Origin of the sequence: Desulfosporosinus hippei DSM 8344 (assembly GCF_900100785.1) — a bacterium.
In the GTDB taxonomy this organism is placed as follows: domain Bacteria; phylum Bacillota; class Desulfitobacteriia; order Desulfitobacteriales; family Desulfitobacteriaceae; genus Desulfosporosinus; species Desulfosporosinus hippei.
Window position 1 is genome coordinate 142,649 of sequence record NZ_FNCP01000007.1, and the last position, 14,824, is coordinate 157,472.

Here is a 14,824-nt window from a genome sequence, read left to right on the forward strand (position 1 = left end):
TCTCCTTTTATGATTTTTGCATAATTATACACCATATCTAATTTTCTTGCATACCCATATTCGTTAATTTACAATTAATATTTTCTATCAGTATTTAAGCAAACGGTTACCTGTCGGATTTTGTTCTATTTTTTTCCATCTAATTTTTCTAAGCACGCCTGTGAGGCGGATTTGTCATTATTCCTAAAAATATCATTTCTCCTTTTTCTTACATTTTTTTACCTCGTTATATGGTAAACTATGTCAGTGTGTTGCTTTTAGTAGTTTTTGGAAGGAGACTTTCATTGTGGTTCCCCTTAAATTTCGATTTCAGTCTTTCCATCGACAATGGGTTTTTAACCTATTCTCAGTTTTTTTTCTAATCTGCGTTGTTTTATGTTATTACTTGCCCGTCTCTGAATTAGTGCGCATTACTTTAGAATTTATCACATTCACAATCCTAGTTGTCTGGTTCGAGCCTTGGTTTACCTCATGGGGAAAAGTTTGGATAATAGCGTCGACCCTGCTTATACTAGGTTCATATCTAAATCCAGTACTTCCTTCTGGCCCATTAATGCTGGCACATGTCTTTTTTCTGCTTGTCATGATGCTTCTTTTTAATCATACAGAAAAACAAAAACTTCGTCTCCATGAACACCATCTTAAAACGATTCGAGTGCTTTTGCGGCAAAATCCTCCTCTAATTCAAACAGCAGATTATACTAACGAAGCAGTCATTATCCTGGATAATCTAGGTACTATTCTAGACTTAAATGCACAATCCTCAATACTTTTATCTCTACCCCAATCCAGCTTAGTCGGCAAATCCATTTATAATGTTCTAGGTATCTTACCAAATGCCCAACCGACTAATATACCTGAAAATGGTGATTTTAACTGGACACAACAAGGTCTTACCAAGCATTTAAAATTTCGAACCCGCCCTTTGCTAGACCGGAACATACCTTCAGGAACCCTTGTAACCCTATTTGATATCAGCGAATCAATAAATCGTTTAGAAAATGAGTTACAAGTTGAGAAGCTTTCGATAGTGAGTCAAGTTTCAGCCGGCTTAGCCCACGAAATCCGCAATCCCCTGACGACAATTAAAGGCTTTATGCAATTAATTACTCCTGAGCAATGGCCTGAGCTATTTCGCCCATATCAAGTACTAATACTCGATGAAATTGAAACAATTAACCAGCTACTTAACAAGTTCATCTTAATTACTAGTCCTTCTGCACCACATTTTGAAAAGCTCAACCTGGTAGAATGCATTTCTTCCTTAAGTGAAGCTACTAAACCTTATACTTCAAAACACGGAGTGTCTCTAGATGTGGAATTTCCCCCGCAGTCTGTCTATGTAATGGGTGACAGAGAACAGCTTCACCAGACATTAATCTCCATCGTTAACAACGGCGTTGAAGCTTCTCCCCTAGGCGGAAAAGTCCGCATACAATTAACCCAAAATGAGTCCTGGGTCAGCATAAGCGTCACTGATAATGGGCCGGGTATTCCTGAGACCCTTCGCCACAAAATTCTTGATCCTTTCTTTACTACGCATGAAGAAGGCACTGGACTGGGGTTAACTATTGCTCAACAAATTATTCTAACCCACCACGGTAAGCTACATTTTTCTGATTCATCTACCACAACCGGTACAGTTGTAACAATAAATCTTCCACGTTTAGAAGATTTTACAGATACCCTTTCTGCACGAGTGACTGACTAAAGTGATTACTTTGACAATTTAGCGCATCGATTCCATTTTCTTGCCAGTCTTCTGGCAGTGTCCATATAGGGAACCTGCTTACATCACTTAACCAAGAGTAACTACGCCGAAGTTCCTCTTCTTTACCCGGTGTCGTAAGCCAGTGTACTCTACCATCCCATACTAAAATATTTCCCTGATCGTCTTTGGCGCTCACTAATAACAGGCTCCTTTCCAGCACGGAAGCCAACAAAATACTGCGGGCAGCTCTCAATAAAGACTTGTCAAATATTGGACATACAACACTCAGCTGGCCATTTCCCTGAAAATAAAACCACTCTTCTAATTCTAGTACTGCGGTTTCACTACGGTCTTTGGGAAGCCATGGCCAGGCCCATGGACTCCCCCACAGCATCTTTAATGCACCGTCCCCATTATGGAGCATCAAAGCAAGATGATCATGGAAGCGAAGTTGACCTGCCTTCTGCAAAGATTCAAGGTAATCTAAAATTTCTAAAATTGTCGCAGAAAACTCAGGGTTAAGAGAACCTGAAGCATCGACCCACCCTTGCTTTTGCCATTTTTGCATTTGTTCGGATGATTTGAGCCATTTTACTTTACTATTAAGCTCAAATTTCTTTCCTTTTTTCCGAACTTCAGCAATTTCATAGTTTCCCCAATAGATATTAATAGTTTGATTTTTAACCACAGTACGAACTCTTCTATCAGCCAGTTGACTAAAAAAATTATTCACCGTTACCAATTGTTGCCTAGCCACAGGATTAAGACTTTCTCCCCAACGCTTCCAATTCGGTCGGTCTTCGCCCATTGGATATCTTACACGACTAAATAGTTGCTTCTCCGGAATAGGATATAAGCTAGGCATTAATTTTTCACGCCAATATACTGCTCTTGCATCAATAATCCCTCCAACCTTTGACAGCGCTGTTAAGAAGGACGTTGAAAAGTCCGGGGCTACATAGTAAATCACCGTCTTTGTGCCATTGCTGAGTCGATGTCCCCATAATAATCCTGCGAGAAGAAATTCTTCTTCCCTATTCATTGTTGCACTTGCTATAATTCCTACTCGTAAAGTCGTCTCACCACCCATAAAATATGCATACTGAAGAGGAAGACGACTTGCTCTTTTTTTATCTTCTGGGTATTCCTTCCATTCCCTAACGATAAAAACGTCAGGATGAGTTTCCCAGATTGAATTCCAGGTAATACTCAACAATGACCCTCCCTTAGCTTTACTCCATAAGGATGTTTACGCGCTAAGTACGAAGATCATGACAAATAATCTACATAACATTGCTATCACATTAACGTTCTGCCAAACCGCCTTGCCAACTACGTAATAAGTATAGTGTTTCTTCGATTGGCAGGGCTAAACGAATACGCCCATCTCTTCCTTCCATAGTCTTAGCCGAAAACATAGAATTCCAAATACTCTCGGCACTTGCTTCAACGACTGCCCTAAAAAAATCATCTAAAGCCCAGTCTGACAAGTATTCCTCATCATGAGTATTATTACTAACCATTAAACAAAAGTCACCGCTGCCTTGCATAGAGATCGAGCCAGTCCGAGCCATTCCTAGACTTGCTCTACCAGCCAGTTGCTTCAATTGCCAACGGGACAGGGGAGCATTCGTTATTCCTACAAGAATTAAAGACCCCGGGATATAGCCTAATTCCTTTAGCGATAATAATTTTCCAACCGGGACTCCCATTAAGATAAAATCCTCTAGTAAACCAAAGTTTGCTAACGCAATTATTCCCACAACATAACTACGACCGTTTTGACCTTGAACTAACCGGGAGGAGCTCCCGATACCTCCTTTTAATTGAAAACAGGACATTCCAACCCCTGCCCCCACACTTCCCTGCTCAATAGGCCCCTTTGAAGCACGTTGCAAGGCTAATATTGCATCCCAAGACTTTACATGACGTCCTCTAATGTCATTCAAGTATGAATCATCACATTCCAAGACAACAATATTTGGAGTTCTGGCATCATTTCCTATTTCAGGATTCTGTTGTAAGAGATAGGTAATCACTCCATTTGCTACATCATTTACACTAAGGGTATTCGTTAATAAAACCGGTGAATTTAGAATGCCCATTTCTTGAATGAAGGGAACTCCGAGAGATTTACCATATCCATTTATTACCTCTACTCCAGCCTTACATGGTTGGCGATAGAGATTCCCCGGTCGAGGCAAAATCGCTGTTACCCCAGTCCTGACTGGTCCCTTTCCCTTAATCAGGGGGCCAGACCCTTCAATTAATGACAGATGCCCTACACGAACTCCTGGTACATCAGTTATATCATTATTCTCTCCTGCTGGCATCAGACCCATCCAAAGCCCTAAATCTCTGGGTGTATTTCTTGCACGCATCAAAAAACCCCTCCGTTGTATGGTTATGTGTACAACGGAGGGATATGAGTAATAACAAATAATTATTAAATCGTTCAGGCTTCCCACTTCTTTTCCGAGAGGCCATTAAAGAAGACAACCAAGGCGTGGTTCAGTTCTTCGCGGAGATCTCCGCTCCCTGAAACATGCCAACGGATAAAGTGCTGAACCATCATTCCTTCAAGGCTCTCCGCCAAAAAAGAGGGATCATATTCACTATTGATCTCGCCATTTTGTTGTCCAACCGTGAGAATTGCCAGTAAACCATAATGTAAGCTCATATCGTAATCCGCACCTTCACGACTCCGAATAGTTACCCAGGCAATTTCACGATCCCTAATCATAAATTCAGCCCAGTCCTGTAAGAGGGCACTTAAACGTTGTCGTGTACCCAAACTAGGCTTATGACGCCCTCTGTTTGCAAGATCCTGCCAAGATCGCTTGGAAAACTCTTTAATAACTGCTTCCTTTGTAGGAAAATAGTTGTAGAAGGTTCCTTTGCCTACATCAGCTTGCTGGGTAATCTGTTCAACAGAGGTAGCGGAAAAACCCTGCGAACGAAATAGCTGCATAGCATTGGAGAATATCTTTTCTCGGGTTTCATTCTTTTTTCTTTCTCTACGAGATAATTCACTCATCTATCCCCCCCCTTGCATACCAATGTAGATATAGCTGACTTATATATCATTCTACATCTTCCATTATTTACCTTCTTTTTCCAGGGGGATTTTATTTGTTTAAATACTTTTTTCTATTAACACTGTCCCTTCCAAGTTTCCAAACCGTCATAACCCTCCAGACAGTACGCTCCAGTTGGGATTTCGCCTTAGCAAAAGCTTGATCTAAGGTTCCGGGCCCTTCAGAAACACTAAAACAACTTTGAATTCCTTGAACAAAAAAAGCGTCAGGAGACCCCTCAACAGACCCTGATATTACCAAAACCGGAACACAGTACTTTTTAGCCAAAGCAGCAACTCCAACAGGGACTTTCCCGTAAGCTGTCTGAAAGTCTGTTCTTCCTTCACCAGTGAGAACCAAGTCTGCGTCTTTAATCTTTTCCTCTGCATTTGACACTTCTAAGATAATTTGCGACCCCCCTCGCAACTGAGCACCTAAAAATCCTACAGCACCTGCCCCAAGCCCTCCTGCCGCCCCCCCGCCGCTTAATTCCAACAAATTAGTTCCTTTTACTAAACTTATATGCTCTCCAAGGTTTTTCAAAGCGGCATCCAGTATTCTTACATCATCTGGACTGGCACCTTTCTGTGGCCCGTAAACAGCACTTGCGCCTTCCGAACCACAGAGAGTATTTTGAACATCGCAAGCAACTTCAATTTTAACTTCGGACAAGCGCGGATCAATTTCTGACATATCAATTTCCGCCAAATCTAAAAGCGCTTCTCCTCCCAACGGGAGAGCCTTGCCCTCAGAATCCTGCAATTTCACGCCTAAAGCAACAGCCATACCTGCTCCCCCATCATTAGTTGCACTCCCACCAATCCCGAGAAGAATCTTATTTACACCGCGCTCAAGAGCATCCCTTATGAGCAAGCCTGTTCCATAAGTCGAGGTTATTCTGGGGTTTTTCTCTTTATAGGCTAAGAGGGTCAACCCTGATGCAGCTGCCATCTCAATAATAGCTGTTTGACCATTATCGATAAGACCGTAGGTGGCCTGTATTGGTCGTCCAAGGGGGTCTGTAACACTAACCTCGATCTTAACTCCTTTAACTGAGCTAAGGATTGCATCAACAGTTCCTTCTCCACCATCCGCCATAGGGATCATTTCAATATTGCTTTCCGGATAAACTCTTTGAACCCCCATACGCATTGCTTTGGCAACCCCTAAGGCGTTTAAGCAGCCTTTAAATGAATCTGGAGCAATAACGATTTTCATAATGATTCACTCCTTAGATTGAGCACGTCGTCCAACATAGATTCCAATGTTAAGATAAACAACAAGACTTGTAAAGTCAGCTACAACGATTAACCAACTTTCAATTGGAAACTCTACAAGATAAGCAATCAGATAGGATAATAGATTAAACAAAAAGGCCGCAATATATGCAGAAACCAAATTTTCAGACTTCCCACGATAACCCACCAGAAACCCAACTGGATAAAATAGTGCAAAATTAAAGGCTAATTGATTAAGTGTCCCACCCGAGTCAAAAAAATCACCCCAAAAAATAAAAAGTAAGCTTAGGATAAGCAAATATCGCCAAAAAGCTAAATTCATTAGTACCCCCTATATTACAAACTTCCCCTCCACTAACTATTAGGGAGAGAGTAACACTCTCCCCCTCTTTCCGGTGATTATCGGCTAATATAGTTCGTAGGTTAAATAATTTAATGAAAAGGGGATAAGTGGATTGGTTCCCCGAATAAACCCCTCAAACACGAGTTAGATTTAAAGTTAAAGGCTTTCTAGCTATAATTCGGTGCTTCCTTAGTTATCGTCACATCGTGAGGATGGCTTTCTCTAAGTCCAGCAGCGGTAATGCGAATGAAATGAGTCTTAGTTCTCAGGGCATCAATATTTGGAGTTCCGCAATATCCCATACCAGCCCGCAATCCACCAATCATTTGATAGATCGTTTCAGAGACAGGCCCTTTATAGGGAACTCGTCCTTCAATACCTTCCGGAACAAGTTTCTGATCCTTTTCTTGGAAATAGCGATCTCTGCTGCCTTCTTTCATGGCACCTATTGAACCCATCCCTCTATATACTTTAAAGCTTCGCCCTTGGTATATTTCTAAATCTCCAGGGCTTTCTTCCGTCCCAGCAAAGAGACTTCCAATCATAACGATTCGAGCACCGGCTGCCAAGGCCTTTACAATATCTCCTGAGAATTTGATCCCTCCATCGGCGATAACCGGTATTCCATATTTTTCAGCTTCTTCCGAACAATCCATAACAGCCGTAATTTGTGGAACGCCAATTCCCGCTACTACCCGCGTGGTACAAATTGAGCCCGGCCCTATTCCGACTTTAATTCCGTCAGCGCCTGCTTCGATCAAATCACGAGTAGCTTCAGCGGTTGCTACATTACCTGCGATGATTTGGGTCTCAGGAAAACGTTCTTTCAATAGACTTACCATTTCTATTACCCCTTTGGAATGTCCATGGGCGGTGTCCAAGACGATAACATCGACACGAGCATTAACCAATGCTTCAGCACGCTGTAATGTATCTACAGTAACCCCTACTGCTGCCCCCACTAGCAAACGACCACTTTCATCTCTTGCTGAGTTCGGATATTGACGAGCTTTTTCAATATCTTTAATGGTAATAAGTCCTTTTAGCATACCTTCCGGGTCTACGATCGGTAACTTTTCGATCTTATGCTGCCCTAAAATTTCTTGAGCGTGTTCGAGGGTAGTTCCAACAGGGGCAGTCACTAGATTAGTCTTTGTCATGACTTCTGAAATTAGCCGTTCATAGTTTTTCTCAAAACGCAAATCTCTATTTGTCAGGATTCCAACCAACTTGCCAGCCACGGTAATGGGCACCCCAGAAATTTTGTAACGCTCCATAAGTTTTAAAGCTTGCATAATAGTATCAGTTGGATTTAAATAGATCGGGTCTGTTATAACACCATGTTCGGAACGTTTAACCTTATCAACCTCTAAGGCCTGCTGCTTTATGCTCATATTTTTATGAATAATCCCTATTCCGCCTTCTCGAGCGATGGATATTGCCATCCGAGAATCTGTAACAGTGTCCATGCCCGCACTCATAAGGGGAATGTTAAGCTTAATCTTTTTTGTTAAGTACGTACTTACATCGACATCTCTTGGTAATACCTCAGATTTAGCCGGAACAATGAGAACATCATCAAACGTTAGTGCCGTTTCATTGATTATACGATTGGACATAATTAGCTCCCTTCGAATAGTTTTCTAATTAGTATATCAGAAATAGAGTAAAAAAGCATAACAAAATAATTTTTTTCATTTCAGTTATTGTACCCCTCTTGCTTGTATAACATTATCATTGTTATTATGATGGATGAAGGAGGTAAAGCATGTTTTACCGTATTCACCAATTCATTCGAACTATTATGCCCCGTATTAAACCAGCCGATGTTGAATGGGCAACTAAGCATTTATCATCAGCTGCTGCGGAACTTTTTTTGCGCCAGTCCAAAGCAGAGCAACGTCATGCCATTGATGTCGCCAAGAGTATCATTAAAGCCAGCTATCCTCTTTCTTATTTGGATTATCAAAATCTGATCTCTGCTGCTCTCCTTCATGATTGTGGAAAATCAGTTGTCTCAATCCGTCTCTGGCAAAGGGTTTATATTGTTCTGATGCATAAAGCACCTAAGCCTCTATGGTCTATCTTGGAAAAGGGGCCCTCATTTTTTTCATTCCCCTTAAAAATTTATACCCGACACTCTCTGTGGAGTGAATACTTAGCTAGAAAATCCGGAATGAATTCCATTGTCTGTCACTTAATTCGCGAACACCATTCTCCAAATACTGATTTGGGTCGAATATTGAAACAAGCGGATGATACACATTAAGCTACTAAAATTCATCCGCCAAAAAAGCATGAACCACCGGAAGGTGGTTCATGCTTTTTTGGCGGATGATTCCATTTTATCTTGAAGCTCTACAATTTCCCTGTTCTTGATAAAAATCCATTTAGCAAACCTTTTGTTATCTCGCTGTAAGCGCACATTTTCCTTTTCCAGGTTGCGCACTAAAGCTACCTTTTCTCTTTCTACCTTCTCTAACAAGTTCATAAGCACTCTACGACTGACTCGTAAATGTTCGACACGCTGCTCTAATTCTCCGACACGGGCCCTTAATAGCTTTATTTCCTCGTTTGAATTCAATCATTACGCCCCCCCGGCATTATCTGTATTAATAGTCTATGCCGGAAAAATGCATTTTAAACCCGTCACTGCGGAATCTATTTTTTGTTGAGAATTGATAATCTCTGAATTTGTCGGAGAACAGTAAGAGGAACTCCCCATTCTCCTAGCTCAACTCCGGGCTTACGTTTTTCTCCATGAAAATCCGAACCACCTGTCATAATTAACTCATACTGTTGAGCAATTGCCATGTATCTTCTGACATCCTCTTCACTGTGCTCAGAATGTCTAACCTCCAGTCCCTGAAGACCCATTTTCGCCCATACAGCAATCTCGTTGTCAAGTCCCTGCATCCCCGGATGAGCAAGAACCGCCACACCCTGAGCTTCTCGAACTAATTGAATTCCTTCTTCGGTACTTATTTTATAACGTGGAACGTAAGCTGGTGCACCCCTGCCTAGATACCTCTCAAAGGCATCACGTGTATCTCGCACAATACCTCGTTCTACAAGGGCCTGGGCTATATGAGGGCGACCAATGGAATCCCCTTGTGATAGCTTCCGAACTTCCTCATCATGAAGCTCTATATGGAGTGTGGCCAAACACTTCAAAATATCTTGCATTCGGAGTTCACGAGCTTCACGAAGACTTTTAAGCTGCTTATTCAACTTAGGCGTATTGTCGAGTGCGTATCCAAGGATATGTACTTCTTGTCCTTTCCAATCTGTATTAAGCTCTACTCCCTGAAGTACTTCTATTTTATATTGGACTCCGGCTTCTTCTGCCTCACGCCAGCCTTGGATTGTATCATGGTCAGTAATTCCAATGCCTTTCAAGCCTATCTCGGCAGCCATGCGAACAAGTTCTCGGGGGGTCAATAAACCATCAGAGGCAGTGGTGTGACAGTGCAAATCAACTTCATATAACGCATTTCTTGAAGACATTTTTTAACCCCTTTCTTGCAGCAGCAAAGTTGTTATTGCTTACTTTAAAACTTCTAGGAGTACTCTTCTAAAGTTACGATAACTAATCTTTTCAACATCTTTTGTCGAAAAGCCAACTTTTATTAAATCATCCAGTAAATCACAATACTCTCCCACATGTTCTAACCCCTTTGGCACTTCAGGAATTCCATCAAAATCCGACCCTAATCCAACCGCATCCACCCCTGCCATCTCTGCAATATAACAAATATGACGGACAACGTCTTCTCTCGTTGCCGCCCCATTTTCGTTTAGAAAGCCTGGATTGAAATTCACCCCCACTAGCCCTTTATGCTTGGCCAAAGCCAGTAATTGCTGATCCGTTAAATTACGCGGGTGATTACACAACATCTTAGAACAAGAATGTGTTGCAACGATAGGATCCTTAGACAATTCAGTCACATGCCAAAATCCCTCTTCGTTAAGGTGCGAAACATCTATCAGCATCCCTAATTCATTCATACGTAAGACGACTTTTTCTCCTAAACTCGTTAATCTGCTCCTAGTATTCAATTCTCCAACCCCATCTCCCAACTCATTGCGTTGGTTCCAGGTTAGTCCTAAGGCCCTCACTCCCAAACGATAGATTATGTCAAGCATAAAGAGATTTTGCCCTAATATCTCTCCCCCCTCCACACTTAACAAAATCCCTGTTCGATTAGGGTCAGGAATATTATTAAGATCGTTCTTGCTCTGTATAAGAAATAGTTGTTCCCTATGACTTTCAATAAGTCGATGAGCACCTTCAATTAACTGCAAGCCCCGATGTGTGGCCATCATAGGTTTATACTCTGTCTCAATATACGCAGCCAAAAATTGCAAAGTTATGCCTGTTGCCCTGGCCCGCTGGATATCCCAATGCCCTCCATCTAGGGGATCTTGCAATGTTCTTTCACCATTGACATAATGGCTTAAGCTATCACAATGACCGTCAATAATATGATATTTCATGCAATCCGCCTCCCTCAATAATCGGAACGTCCTTTTTACAAACAGAATCATTAAGCTTTCTGACTAGTATAATAAACACCTGTTTGCTCTAGACCTAGGCAAACAGGTGTTTAATCGCTTCCTTCTATATTCCAAACTTCCCTAACGAGACTGTACAATTAATTTAATTGCTGTCCGCTCTTCTCCTTCAATTAAAACGTCTGTAAAGGCTGGAATACATATAAGATCGACTCCGCTCGGAGCCACAAAACCACGTGCAATTGCTACGGCTTTTACAGCCTGGTTAAGAGCACCGGCACCAATAGCCTGTAGCTCAGCGCCGCCCTTTTCACGAAGTACTCCCGCAAGTGCTCCTGCAACCGCATTCGGGCTTGATTTTGCTGAGACTTTTAAAACTTCCATAGACACATCCTCCTGCTCGAATTCATTTACAAGTATTACCACAACTTAGAATATATGTATTCGAGAAGGAGCAGACAAAATCCTCTATTTATCAATAAAGAATTTTCAGATTTTTTACTGATAAGACATCTTTTCAATAAACCTTAGGGTGAATTTGGGCAGTATCACTTCTCACCAGTCACTTGAATTGCTTCGATCCGCCGCGCTTTCCCTGTCTCTTCGTCAATATCTAAAACCACAGCATTCAGCTGTATTGGTCCATTTGCTAATTCAAACTTTGCAGGTAGCTGAGTTAAAAAGCGATTAATAATTATTTCCTTTTTTACTCCTAGTACTGAATCCCTGGGCCCTGTCATACCGACATCAGTAATATACGCTGTTCCTTGATCAAGTAAGCGAGCATCTGCAGTTTGGATATGAGTATGAGTACCAATGACTGCACTAACCTTTCCATCTAGAAACCACCCCATAGCAACCTTTTCCGAAGTTGCTTCAGCATGAAAATCCACAATAATGATGGAGGTTTCTTGTTTAATTTGATTAATCCAGCGAATAGCTCCACTGAATGGGTCATCTAGCGAGGGTAAAAATACCCGGCCTGAAAGATTCAAAACTCCTATTTTTTTACCCTTAGTACGGATGAAACCATGTCCCTGTCCCGGTGCTCCAACTGGATAATTAGCTGGCCTAATCAACCTAGACTCACGATCAATAAAGTTCATAATATCTCTTTGATCCCAAACATGATTGCCCATTGTTAAGAATTCAATTCCATTGGCATAGAGCTCATCGGCAATCTCTTTGGTTAAGCCTTTTCCTGCAGCTGCATTTTCACCATTGGCAATGGTTACATCAATTTGATGTTTCTCTTGAAGTGGTTTCAGGAATCGTTTAACAGCTTCTCTTCCAGGTTTTCCCACTATATCCCCTATAAACAATATATGCAAATAATTAACCCTCCTTCCCAGCGGCTAACCCTAATTTAGCCAATATACATAGGATACCATTTTTTACTATACTAAATAACTGTTTTAACTAAAATTTCGATAAATAAATATAATCATTTACGTCTTAAAAACTAATACTTTGCCTTCCTCTCGCAAGGCTAGAACATTCTTATTAATATCATTACTCTGAATCGAAGACAACATCTGACTGATCTTTTCTTCCTGATATACCTGTTCATCTTCTGGCAAATATAATTCATCATAAATTAATTCCAGCTTGTACTTCTTTTTGATAAGCTCAACGATTAATCCTACCTCCCGTTGAGACATACTGTCAACATCTCTGGTCACAGTAATGACACAGACTGACTCCTCGCTTCTACAAACCACATCAAAAACTCGCATTTTTTGACCTTCTAAGTGATGGAAGAATTCCAAGGCAGGTGCTAATAAATCCTGGAGAGACTTGACCTTTTGAGGTTGGGAAACCAGGAACGTGAACTTTAGTGCATGTTCTTCTCTCCAATAGTGAACTGATCCCACCTCGTTATATCTCATGAGTATTGAAGTAAGCAGACCCACTCCGTCTTGCAAACGCCCTCCATCTTTATAAGTACTAAACATTCTCGATTTCAGCCCTCTCTATACGCTGTCCTAACATGCTTATTATTCGGCATCGTTCAACAATCTCCTGCTCAATCAACGCATATTTAAGCTGGTCATTTATGGGATTAGCCCTAGAAACTAAGCCTTAAGCCAAATACCTTGGCTCCTAATAACAATCAGGCGACCAATGGCCGCCTGATTGTTTATTTTGTATAATAATTACTTTGCAAAATCTACAGCCCGAGTTTCCCGAATAACAACCACTTTTATTTGTCCCGGATATTCGAGTTCTTCCTCAATCCGCTTACTGATTTCTCGTGCAACACGCGGAGCCAACACATCGTCAATTTTATCTGGTTTAACGATAATGCGAACTTCACGTCCTGCTTGGATAGCAAAACATTTTTCTACCCCTTCAAAGCTCTCAGCAATTTCTTCAAGCTTTTGCAGGCGCTTGATATAGGTTTCCAGAGTTTCTCTGCGCGCTCCAGGACGAGCTGCTGAAACTGCATCTGCCGCTGCCACAAGTACTGCAACAATCGTCTTTGGCTCCACATCATTATGATGAGCTTCGATTGCATGGGTTACTTCGGTGGACTCCTTGTATTTTTTGACTAAGTCAACACCGATTTGAACGTGGGTACCTTCCATATCATGGTCAACTGCCTTGCCTATGTCATGGAGCAGACCCGCACGTTTTGCAAGCTGAATATCAACTCCCAACTCAGCAGCCATTAAGCCTGCTAAATGGGATACTTCTGTCGAGTGTTTTAGGACATTTTGTCCATAACTTGTACGGAACTTAAGTCGGCCCAGCAAACGAATTAATTCAGGATGTAATCCATGTACTCCTGTTTCAAAAGTCGCCTGCTCTCCTTCTTCTCTAATCTTTTGGTCAACTTCCTTCTGAGCCTTCTCTACCATCTCTTCGATCCGTGCCGGATGTATACGGCCATCTGCTATGAGTTTTTCAAGAGCAATCCGCGCAACCTCTCTGCGAATTGGATCAAAGCCTGATAGTATGACAGCCTCAGGAGTATCATCAATGATAAGATCAATCCCCGTTAGGGTTTCTATGGTACGGATATTTCGTCCCTCACGACCAATGATCCGACCTTTCATTTCGTCACTCGGTAATGCTACAACAGATACTGTTGTTTCCGCGACATGATCAGCTGCGCATCGCTGTATTGCGAGGGCAATAATATTTTTCGCCCTTTTCTCAGCTTCTTCCTTTGCACGAGTTTCAATTTCCTTAATTAGAATTGCCGATTCATAGCGAACGTCTTCTTCTACACGTTTAAGCAACAACTGTTTAGCCTCTTCCGAGGTCATACCAGATAAACGTTCTAGTTCCGCCTGTTCCTTACCTACAATCTGAGTCAACTCTTCTTTAAGTTGTTCTACTTCACTATCTTTGCGGTGTAGGTTTTCCTCTTTACGTTCCAGTGATTCGATTTTCCGATCTAGACTTTCCTCTTTTTGAAGCAAGCGTCGTTCTAACCGTTGAAGTTCGTTGCGCCGTTCCCGGGTTTCCTTTTCAACTTCATTGCGAATATGCATAACTTCTTCTTTGGCTGCAACCACGGACTCCCTTTTCTTACTTTCTGCTGCCGCATGGGCATTTTCGACAATCCGTTTTGCTTCCTCTTCTGCAGAACCAATACTCTTTTCAGCCGTATTCTTACGGAAAAGCCAACCAACAAAGATACCTAAACCTAATCCCACTAGAACCGAGACCAACCCTGTGATAATTAGTTCGATCATACGTCTACACACCTCCTTTGGTTTAAATTTTTTTAAATTCTATTATTACATAAAAAAAACTGGTTTCCAAAACCAGTCACTCTAAGCATAACCTTTAAAACAGGCATTCCTCCTGTTTCCTACAACTCTCGCTCGCTAGTCAAAAAAACCATATTTTAGCTAACTACAACGAAATCTATAAGAAAACCTTTAAAGGTTAAATCTTAACAGAGACAGGTCTCTGTTAAGATTTTAAT

The 14,824-nt window shown here is 41.5% G+C and carries 15 protein-coding genes; 2 read left to right on the plus strand and 13 right to left on the minus strand.

All coding sequences use genetic code 11. The features are described 5' to 3' along the window. Positions 1–553: 553 nt before the first annotated feature. The gene (locus BLS16_RS08295) at positions 554–1,711 is read left to right on the plus strand and encodes a two-component system sensor histidine kinase NtrB (protein ID WP_242876234.1); all 1,158 of its coding nucleotides are present in this window, start codon (positions 554–556) and stop codon (positions 1,709–1,711) included. On the opposite strand, the gene BLS16_RS08300 is transcribed toward BLS16_RS08295, so the two are convergent. The 6 genes from BLS16_RS08300 to guaB all read right to left on the minus strand — a co-directional run bounded on the left by BLS16_RS08300 (position 1,677) and on the right by guaB (position 7,988). Beyond that, positions 1,677–2,924 (minus strand): hypothetical protein, encoded by a 1,248-nt coding sequence (locus BLS16_RS08300; RefSeq protein WP_092332175.1) that lies wholly within the window; start codon positions 2,922–2,924, stop codon positions 1,677–1,679. The genes BLS16_RS08295 and BLS16_RS08300 overlap by 35 nt on opposite strands. Before the next feature lie 91 nt (positions 2,925–3,015). Continuing rightward, positions 3,016–4,092 (minus strand): DmpA family aminopeptidase, encoded by a 1,077-nt coding sequence (locus BLS16_RS08305; protein WP_092332177.1) that lies wholly within the window; start codon positions 4,090–4,092, stop codon positions 3,016–3,018. Between the two features lie 74 nt (positions 4,093–4,166). Next, positions 4,167–4,748 (minus strand): TetR/AcrR family transcriptional regulator, encoded by a 582-nt coding sequence (locus BLS16_RS08310; RefSeq protein ID WP_092332180.1) that lies wholly within the window; start codon positions 4,746–4,748, stop codon positions 4,167–4,169. A 91-nt stretch (positions 4,749–4,839) separates the two neighbouring features. Beyond that, entirely contained in the window at positions 4,840–6,006 is a 1,167-nt protein-coding gene (locus BLS16_RS08315) for a glycerate kinase family protein (RefSeq protein ID WP_092332182.1), read from the minus strand. Positions 6,007–6,012: 6 nt separating this feature from the next. Continuing rightward, positions 6,013–6,348 carry a hypothetical protein gene (locus tag BLS16_RS08320; RefSeq protein ID WP_092332185.1) on the minus strand — a complete coding sequence of 112 codons (336 nt, stop codon included), beginning with the start codon at positions 6,346–6,348 and terminating at the stop codon, positions 6,013–6,015. Positions 6,349–6,536: 188 nt separating this feature from the next. Beyond that, positions 6,537–7,988: an IMP dehydrogenase gene (gene guaB / locus BLS16_RS08325; RefSeq protein ID WP_014903555.1), complete on the minus strand. Its 1,452-nt coding sequence runs from the start codon at positions 7,986–7,988 to the stop codon at positions 6,537–6,539. 149 nt (positions 7,989–8,137) lie between these two features. Between guaB and BLS16_RS08330 the strand changes: the two genes are divergently transcribed. Continuing rightward, on the plus strand, positions 8,138–8,638 hold the full coding sequence (locus tag BLS16_RS08330) for an HD domain-containing protein (RefSeq protein WP_092332187.1): 501 nt from the start codon (positions 8,138–8,140) through the stop codon (positions 8,636–8,638). 48 nt (positions 8,639–8,686) lie between these two features. Here the strand turns inward: BLS16_RS08330 and BLS16_RS08335 are convergent, their stop codons facing one another. From BLS16_RS08335 to rny, 7 genes are all read right to left on the minus strand, one after another. Continuing rightward, positions 8,687–8,953, minus strand: a complete 267-nt coding sequence (locus BLS16_RS08335) for a hypothetical protein (RefSeq protein ID WP_014903557.1) — start codon at positions 8,951–8,953, stop codon at positions 8,687–8,689. A 77-nt stretch (positions 8,954–9,030) separates the two neighbouring features. Continuing rightward, entirely contained in the window at positions 9,031–9,876 is an 846-nt protein-coding gene (locus tag BLS16_RS08340) for a PHP domain-containing protein (protein ID WP_092332190.1), read from the minus strand. A 39-nt stretch (positions 9,877–9,915) separates the two neighbouring features. Then, entirely contained in the window at positions 9,916–10,866 is a 951-nt protein-coding gene (locus BLS16_RS08345) for a dipeptidase (RefSeq protein ID WP_092332192.1), read from the minus strand. A gap of 141 nt (positions 10,867–11,007) precedes the next feature. Beyond that, entirely contained in the window at positions 11,008–11,268 is a 261-nt protein-coding gene (locus BLS16_RS08350; protein WP_014903560.1) for a stage V sporulation protein S, read from the minus strand. Between the two features lie 164 nt (positions 11,269–11,432). Beyond that, entirely contained in the window at positions 11,433–12,215 is a 783-nt protein-coding gene (locus BLS16_RS08355; RefSeq protein ID WP_092332195.1) for a TIGR00282 family metallophosphoesterase, read from the minus strand. A gap of 117 nt (positions 12,216–12,332) precedes the next feature. Further along, on the minus strand, positions 12,333–12,839 hold the full coding sequence (locus BLS16_RS08360) for a hypothetical protein (RefSeq protein WP_092332198.1): 507 nt from the start codon (positions 12,837–12,839) through the stop codon (positions 12,333–12,335). A gap of 201 nt (positions 12,840–13,040) precedes the next feature. After that, positions 13,041–14,588, minus strand: coding sequence for a ribonuclease Y (gene rny, locus BLS16_RS08365; protein ID WP_092332201.1), 1,548 nt, complete (start codon positions 14,586–14,588; stop codon positions 13,041–13,043). Between the last annotated feature and the right edge of the window lie 236 nt (positions 14,589–14,824).

Bases quoted from the DNA above. Each gene is read 5' to 3' on its own strand.
- BLS16_RS08340 (WP_092332190.1), bottom strand. From the start codon at position 9,876: ATGTCTTCAAGAAATGCGTTATATGAAGTTGATTTGCACTGTCACACC.
- BLS16_RS08345 (WP_092332192.1), bottom strand. From the start codon at position 10,866: ATGAAATATCATATTATTGACGGTCATTGTGATAGCTTAAGCCATTAT.
- BLS16_RS08295 (WP_242876234.1), top strand. From the start codon at position 554: ATGCTGGCACATGTCTTTTTTCTGCTTGTCATGATGCTTCTTTTTAAT.
- rny (WP_092332201.1), bottom strand. From the start codon at position 14,588: ATGATCGAACTAATTATCACAGGGTTGGTCTCGGTTCTAGTGGGATTA.
- BLS16_RS08310 (WP_092332180.1), bottom strand. From the start codon at position 4,748: ATGAGTGAATTATCTCGTAGAGAAAGAAAAAAGAATGAAACCCGAGAA.
- BLS16_RS08330 (WP_092332187.1), top strand. From the start codon at position 8,138: ATGTTTTACCGTATTCACCAATTCATTCGAACTATTATGCCCCGTATT.
- guaB (WP_014903555.1), bottom strand. From the start codon at position 7,988: ATGTCCAATCGTATAATCAATGAAACGGCACTAACGTTTGATGATGTT.
- BLS16_RS08360 (WP_092332198.1), bottom strand. From the start codon at position 12,839: ATGTTTAGTACTTATAAAGATGGAGGGCGTTTGCAAGACGGAGTGGGT.
- BLS16_RS08305 (WP_092332177.1), bottom strand. From the start codon at position 4,092: ATGCGTGCAAGAAATACACCCAGAGATTTAGGGCTTTGGATGGGTCTG.
- BLS16_RS08315 (WP_092332182.1), bottom strand. From the start codon at position 6,006: ATGAAAATCGTTATTGCTCCAGATTCATTTAAAGGCTGCTTAAACGCC.
- BLS16_RS08350 (WP_014903560.1), bottom strand. From the start codon at position 11,268: ATGGAAGTTTTAAAAGTCTCAGCAAAATCAAGCCCGAATGCGGTTGCA.
- BLS16_RS08320 (WP_092332185.1), bottom strand. From the start codon at position 6,348: ATGAATTTAGCTTTTTGGCGATATTTGCTTATCCTAAGCTTACTTTTT.